2 protein-coding genes are annotated in these 6,550 nt (G+C 53.8%); one reads left to right on the top strand and one right to left on the bottom strand.

Annotation, left to right across the window (positions count from 1 at the left end):
• Positions 1 to 143 precede the first annotated feature (143 nt).
• On the top strand, positions 144 to 3,356 hold the full coding sequence (gene carB / locus BP822_RS08650) for a carbamoyl-phosphate synthase large subunit (protein WP_013718061.1): 3,213 nt from the start codon (positions 144 to 146) through the stop codon (positions 3,354 to 3,356).
• A 164-nt stretch (positions 3,357 to 3,520) separates the two neighbouring features.
• Here carB and BP822_RS08645 read toward each other — a convergent pair.
• Positions 3,521 to 6,550 (bottom strand): type I restriction endonuclease subunit R (locus tag BP822_RS08645; RefSeq protein ID WP_286878135.1); only part of this gene is annotated, 3,030 nt, incomplete at its 5' end.

Below are 6,550 nucleotides of genomic sequence, written 5' to 3'. Positions count from 1 at the left end.
GAGAAACTTGGAAAGTACAGAACATGATGTGAAAATTTTTAAACCAATAATCTTTTTCAACCGGATCAGGCGCATCGAAGGATGGAAGGGATAAAATAGGAATTCGTTTGCTCTATTATCGTTCAAGTAAGAGGTCGGGAAAGATGCCGAAGCGTGAAGATATAAACAAGATCATGATCATCGGGTCTGGCCCTATCGTAATCGGGCAGGCCTGCGAATTCGATTACTCTGGCACCCAGGCCTGCAAAGCGCTCAAGGCCCTGGGATACAAAATAGTCCTTGTCAACTCCAATCCGGCCACCATTATGACCGATCCGGGCATGGCAGATGCCACCTATATCGAGCCACTCAATGTCGAGAGGCTGGCCCAGATCATCGAAAAGGAGCGGCCTGATGCCCTGCTACCGAACCTGGGCGGGCAGAACGGCCTCAACCTGAGCCTTGAGCTCGCCCGCGCAGGCATCCTGGACAAGTTCAATGTTATGGTCATAGGGGTGAAGCTGGATGCCATTGAGCGGGGGGAAGACAGGATCATCTTCAAGGAGACTATGAACTCCCTGGGGATCGAGGTACCCAAGAGCACCGCGATCTATACGGTGGAGGACGCAGAAAAGGTAGCCCTGGATCTCGGCTACCCGGTGGTCGTCCGGCCGGCCTACACCATGGGGGGAACAGGAGGCGGTCTGGTCTATAACGCCGAAGAGCTGAGGACCGTGGTCAGCCGGGGAATTGCCGCCAGCCTGATCGGCCAGGTGCTCATCGAGGAGTCGGTCGCAGGATGGGAGGAGCTGGAGCTGGAGGTGGTCAGGGATTCCAAGAATCATATGATCACCGTCTGCTTCATAGAGAACGTGGACGCCATGGGAGTTCATACCGGCGATTCCTTCTGTACCGCCCCCATGCTAACCATATCCCAGGAGCTTCAGGATAAGCTGCAGGACTACTCCTACCGGATCGTTGAGGCCATCAAGGTCATCGGCGGGACCAATATCCAGTTCGCCCACGATCCGAAAACCGGAAGGGTGGTGGTTATAGAGATCAATCCAAGGACATCCCGCTCATCCGCCCTCGCCTCCAAGGCCACCGGCTTTCCCATCGCCTTGATCTCGGCAAAGCTTGCCTCTGGTCTGACCATGGATGAGATACCCTACTGGAAAGAGGGGACACTGGAAAAATACACGCCCTCGGGAGATTATGTTGTGGTCAAGTTCCCCCGCTGGGCCTTCGAGAAGTTCCGGGGCTCAAAGGACGTACTCGGCACCCAGATGAAGGCAGTGGGCGAGGCGATGAGCATCGGCAAGAGCTACAAGGAAGCCTTCCAGAAGGCCATACGCTCTTTGGAGAACAGCAGGTACGGCCTGGGCTTTGCCAGGGATTACAACAGCAGATCTCCGGAAGAGCTTATGATGCTTCTTAAGGAGACTTCAAGCGAGCGGCAGTTCATTCTCTATGAAGCGATCCGAAAGGGTGCCGACATCCAAAAGCTCTATCAGTTGACCCATATCAAGCCCTGGTTCCTCCAGCAGATGAAGGAATTGGTCCAGCTGGAAGAAGAGATATTGGCCTACAAGGGTAAACCACTGGTCGATCTCCCAGATGAGCTTCTCAGTCAGGCCAAAAAAGATGGCTTTGCAGACCGATACCTCTCGAAGCTTCTGGCCGTCCCAGAGGCTGAGATCCGGGCGCGGCGCAAGTCCCTGGGAATTGTTCAGGGCTGGGAGCCGGTACCTGTAAGCGGGGTGGAGAATGCCTTCTACTATTACTCTACATACAATGCTCCCGATAGGACCCCGAGCAGCAGCAGGCGCAAGGTCATGGTCTTGGGTGGAGGGCCCAACCGCATCGGCCAGGGCATTGAGTTCGACTACTGCTGCGTTCATGCCGCTTTTGCCCTGAGGGATATGGGCATTGAGACCATCATGGTCAACTGCAATCCAGAGACGGTCTCCACCGATTATGACACTTCGGATAAGCTGTACTTCGAGCCCTTGACGGTCGAGGATGTGCTCAGCATCTATGAGAAGGAGAAGCCTGAGGGGGTCATCGTCCAGTTCGGCGGCCAGACGCCTCTCAATATCTCCCGGGAGCTGGAGGATGCAGGGGTGAAGATCCTGGGGACATCTGTGGATGCCATAGACCTGGCCGAGGACAGAGATCGATTCAGGATGATGATGGAGGAGCTGGACATACCCATGCCGGAATCGGGAATGGCAAGCAACCTCGACCAGGCGCTGGAGGTTGCCAAGAGGATCGGCTATCCCCTCATGGTGCGGCCTTCATACGTCCTGGGGGGACGGGGGATGGAGGTGATATACGACGAGGAGATGCTGGAGCGGTACGTTGCCGCGGCAGTGGACGTCACCCCAGAGAGGCCCATTCTCATCGACCGATTCCTCGAGAATGCTCTGGAGACGGAGGCAGATGCCCTCTCCGACGGCAAAGAGGCCTTTGTGCCCGCAGTGATGGAGCATATCGAGCAGGCGGGCATTCATTCCGGCGATTCGGCTTGCGTAATTCCGCCAGTGAGCATCTCCGGCGAGCATCTGCAGACCATTGAGGAGTACACCCGCAAGATAGCTCAGAAGCTGCATGTGGTGGGCTTGATGAATATGCAGTATGCCATCAGCCACGATGTGGTCTATGTGCTGGAGGCCAATCCCCGTGCTTCCCGGACGGTGCCGCTGGTATCCAAAGTGTGCAATGTATCGATGGCCAGGATAGCCACCCAGATGATGATGAACAAAAGAATGGACGAGCTGGGGCTGAAGAAGAGAAATATCCCTCATTATGGTGTCAAAGAGTCTGTCTTCCCCTTCAATATGTTCCCTGAGGTCGACCCCCTCTTGGGCCCGGAGATGAGATCCACTGGAGAGGTCCTGGGGCTTGCCGACTCATTCGGCATGGCCTTCTATAAAGCGGAGGAGGCTGCCAAGCCCTCGCTTCCCCAGGAGGGGACGGTCATGATCACCGTGGCCGCCAAGGACAGATCTATGGAGCTGGTGGAGGTTGCGCGGGAGTTTCAGAAGCTCGGCTTTAGAATTATGGCCACCAGCGGGACCAGAGCGGTCCTGAAAGAGAATGGCATCCCGTCGGAGATGATCAAGAAGATCTATGAGGGCCGGCCCAATATCGATGATGCCATCAAAAACAAGGAGATTCAGCTGGTGATAAACACCCCCATCGGCAAGGCCAGCCAGTATGATGATTCTTATATCCGAAAGGCAGCAATCAAATACAAGGTGCCCTATATTACCACCATTGCTGCTGCTTCGGCGGCGGCAAAGGGGATTAGTGCCTCAAGAGCAGGCCATTCAGCAGCGAAATCGCTGCAGGAGTACCACAGTGATATAAAGTAGAATTGAGGAAGGATCTAGAATTCTATCCTTTTCTCAAGTCTTCCTTTTTTTTGGGCTGGATTGAGTAGAAGAAAATCCTGGCAGATCGTCAACATGAAGACGATTGGAAGGATTTGTCTCTGCAGCCTGCCATCAATCACAATATCATAGTCAGCATCTTTTCCCTATGCCACCGATGCACTATAGTAAGGAGATGGCAATGTGGGATAAGCCCAAAAGATGTGTCTGAATACATCTTCAGCCCTTTGTGCCACATCAGCTTCTGAATACAGGCCAACGGGAAGGCCTATATCTTCATTCCATAAAAAGTTATGAATAGTCACTCGCACAGCATCACGGGTCGCTTCCTTATCGCGCCATTGGTCAACTCGGAGCTTTTCCTCCTTAAGCGTTTTCAACAATTCAGCTGCAACTTTTTTGATGCGCTTGATATCAACGCCCTTAAGATCTGGCTTTTTCAGCAGGTCGAAGATGGCCAAAGATTCTTCATCGAGCCCCTCTCGTACTGCTCGGCTTTCTTCTTCGTCGAGTCCTTGGACGAGCTTGAGCAATGCCTCGAAGGTCTGTTCAATTGTTGCCCGGTCCTTCTCGCGGTTATACTCGGCAACGATCTTCTCGTAGTGTTGCTGGAAGTCTGTGCGCAAGGGATTCTGTTGTAGCAGTCTCTGCAATCGGATCTCCACTGCTTGACGCAAGTTCTGAACCACTGTGTTCTTATTCTTGTATCTCTCGAACTCTTGTTTGAGCCGGACAAAGTCGATTTTACTGATATCGTACGGCTCCCCAGGCTCAGTCACTGTGTCAGATTGGACATCGATTGCTTCATCCACTAGATGTTGGAGTTGCCTCATGATGTCTGTGATGTCAGCCTTTTCTCGATCCTGCTGGAGGCTCTTGTAAACGATGTTGACCGCATCCCGATCATCACGATAGGCGTTTATGTCCTGAAGGGTGATGCAAGCTCTGAATTTTTTGAAGACCTCCCGGCACATGATTTCAAAGCGCTTGCGCGTCTCATCATTTTCGTTGGCCGCCTCTTTGCAGGCCGCAATAGCGGCATTGCGCTCAAAGCCTGTCTTATGGATTATGTCATCCAGAGGAGCATTCCGCTCATCGAGGAAGGCCCGCACAAAGCTGATCGCCTCGGCCAGATCGGACAGTAGCTCCTCCTCTGGCCTGGCCGGATCGATCTCACCGCCCGGTTCACCATCATCTGGGCGGGGACCTGCAAAGGTTGCCAGCGCTCGACGCAAGTGCTTTAGGATGCCGCAGTAGTCGACGATCAAGCCGTTGTTCTTGCCCTCGTTCACGCGGTTGGCGCGAGCTATGGCCTGCATCAAAGTATGGGCCTTCAGAGGCTTGTCCAGGTAGAGAGTAGAGAGGCTCGGCACATCAAATCCTGTCAGCCACATGGCGCAGACTATGGCGATGCGAAACGGATGTTCATCGGTTTTGAAGGCGTCGTCAAGACTAATCCGCTGCATGTTATGGAACTGGGGCTTGCTGCGCATTGACTCAGACAGGTCGATGCCTTCCTTGATGAGTCTGCGATGGGGAGTTATGTCCAGGCCGCTCTTGCGGAACTTATCGACCTCACCCTGCTCTTCGCTAACCACTACAGCCGCCCGAGTCTCGCGCATCCATTCTATCTGACGCTTAAGATAGATCTCCTCCTGATCATCTGAGGTAGAAGAGAGTCCTGCCTCCAGCTCAGCTATCCGTTCTTCCCAGTGACTGTTGATCAGGTTATACATCCGCACACAGGTTATCTTGTCGATGCAGACCATCATCGACTTCCCATTTTCCCAGGCAGTGGAATAGTGCTGCACGAAGTCCCGAGCTACCTGATCCAGCCGCTTCTCCGCGGTGATAATATGATATTCACGCTTGAGCTCCTTTTCCAGACGCTGCTCGACGTTGATATCGTCTATCTCAAACTCCTCTAGTTTTTCTGCGACGCGCTCGTTGAGGTCGCCGATGGCCACGCCCAGCTTCTCGCCGCGGGCATCGTAGTATAGTGGAACGGTGGCCTTGTCCTCCACTGCCCGCTGGAAGTCATAGGTAGAAACATAATCGCCGAATACCTTTCGGGTGATCTGATCTTCTTTGAAGAGCGGGGTGCCTGTGAAACCGATGAAGCTGGCATGGGGCAGAGCGTTGCGCATATTTTCGGCCAGGGTGCCATACTGAGTTCGGTGCGCCTCATCGGTGATTACGATGATGTCGTCTCTTTGGGTATATCCCTCGCCGGGGTCAATTTTTTGATTAAATTTCTGTATCAGTGAGAAGATGAAGGCCTTGTGCTCGGCCAGCAGTCGGCTCAGGTGGCTGCCGCTGGAAGCGCGGCATTGAACCTGATCGTTGTCAACCACGCCGCAGCCGGCGAAGGTCTTGTAGATCTGAGAATCCAGGTCGTCTCGATCGGTGAGCACCAGAAAGGTGAAGTTGCCGCCGAGTTTGCGATGGACCTTGCGGGTGAACATCACCATGGAATAGCTCTTTCCTGCGCCCTGGGTGTGCCAGAAGACCCCCAGCTTTCCATGCAGCTCTTTGCGCTTACAGACCGCTTCAATGGCCCGGTTGACTCCGAGGAACTGGTGATTTTTGGCCAGGATCTTCTTAGGTTCGCCCCTGGACTCGTCAAAGAGTATGAAGTTTTCCAGTAGATCCAGGAAGTTGCCTTTGTCGCAGATGCCTTTGAGCAAAGTTTCCATGTCCACAGCTCCCGGCTCCTCTTCAGCCAGGCGTTTCCACTCGTGGAAGTGCTCCCATTTGCTGGTGATGGTGCCGATCTTTGCCTGCTGGCCGTTGCCGAACATCACAATGGCGTTATGATGGAAGATGTGAGGGATGGTGTCCAGGTAGTCGGAGAAGTTTTTCTCGAAGGCGGCTTTGAGGTTCTTGTGGATGTTCTTGCACTCGATGAACAAGAGCGGCAGGCCGTTTACGAAGCCGACGATATCTGCCCGGCGGCGGTAGAGGTCGCCACGTATCCATAGCTCTCGTACAGCTAAAAAATGGTTGTTGCCCGGCTCGTTGAAATCGAAGAGCTGCATCCGCTCTTTCACCAGCTCGCCTTCATCGTTGCGGAATGCTACCTGCACGCCCTCTCTTATCTGGCCGTACTTCTCCCGGTTAGTGGATGCGAGAGTCTGGGAGGCGATGGTGGCGGTGATCTGGCGCACAGCGTCGTC

Origin of the sequence: Methanosaeta sp. UBA458 (genome assembly GCF_002496085.1) — an archaeon.
Taxonomy (GTDB): domain Archaea; phylum Halobacteriota; class Methanosarcinia; order Methanotrichales; family Methanotrichaceae; genus Methanothrix; species Methanothrix soehngenii.
This window is presented reverse-complemented; position numbering and strand designations above follow the sequence as displayed.

Coding starts and splice junctions, on each gene's coding strand:
- carB (WP_013718061.1), top strand. CDS start 144: ATGCCGAAGCGTGAAGATATAAACAAGATCATGATCATCGGGTCTGGC.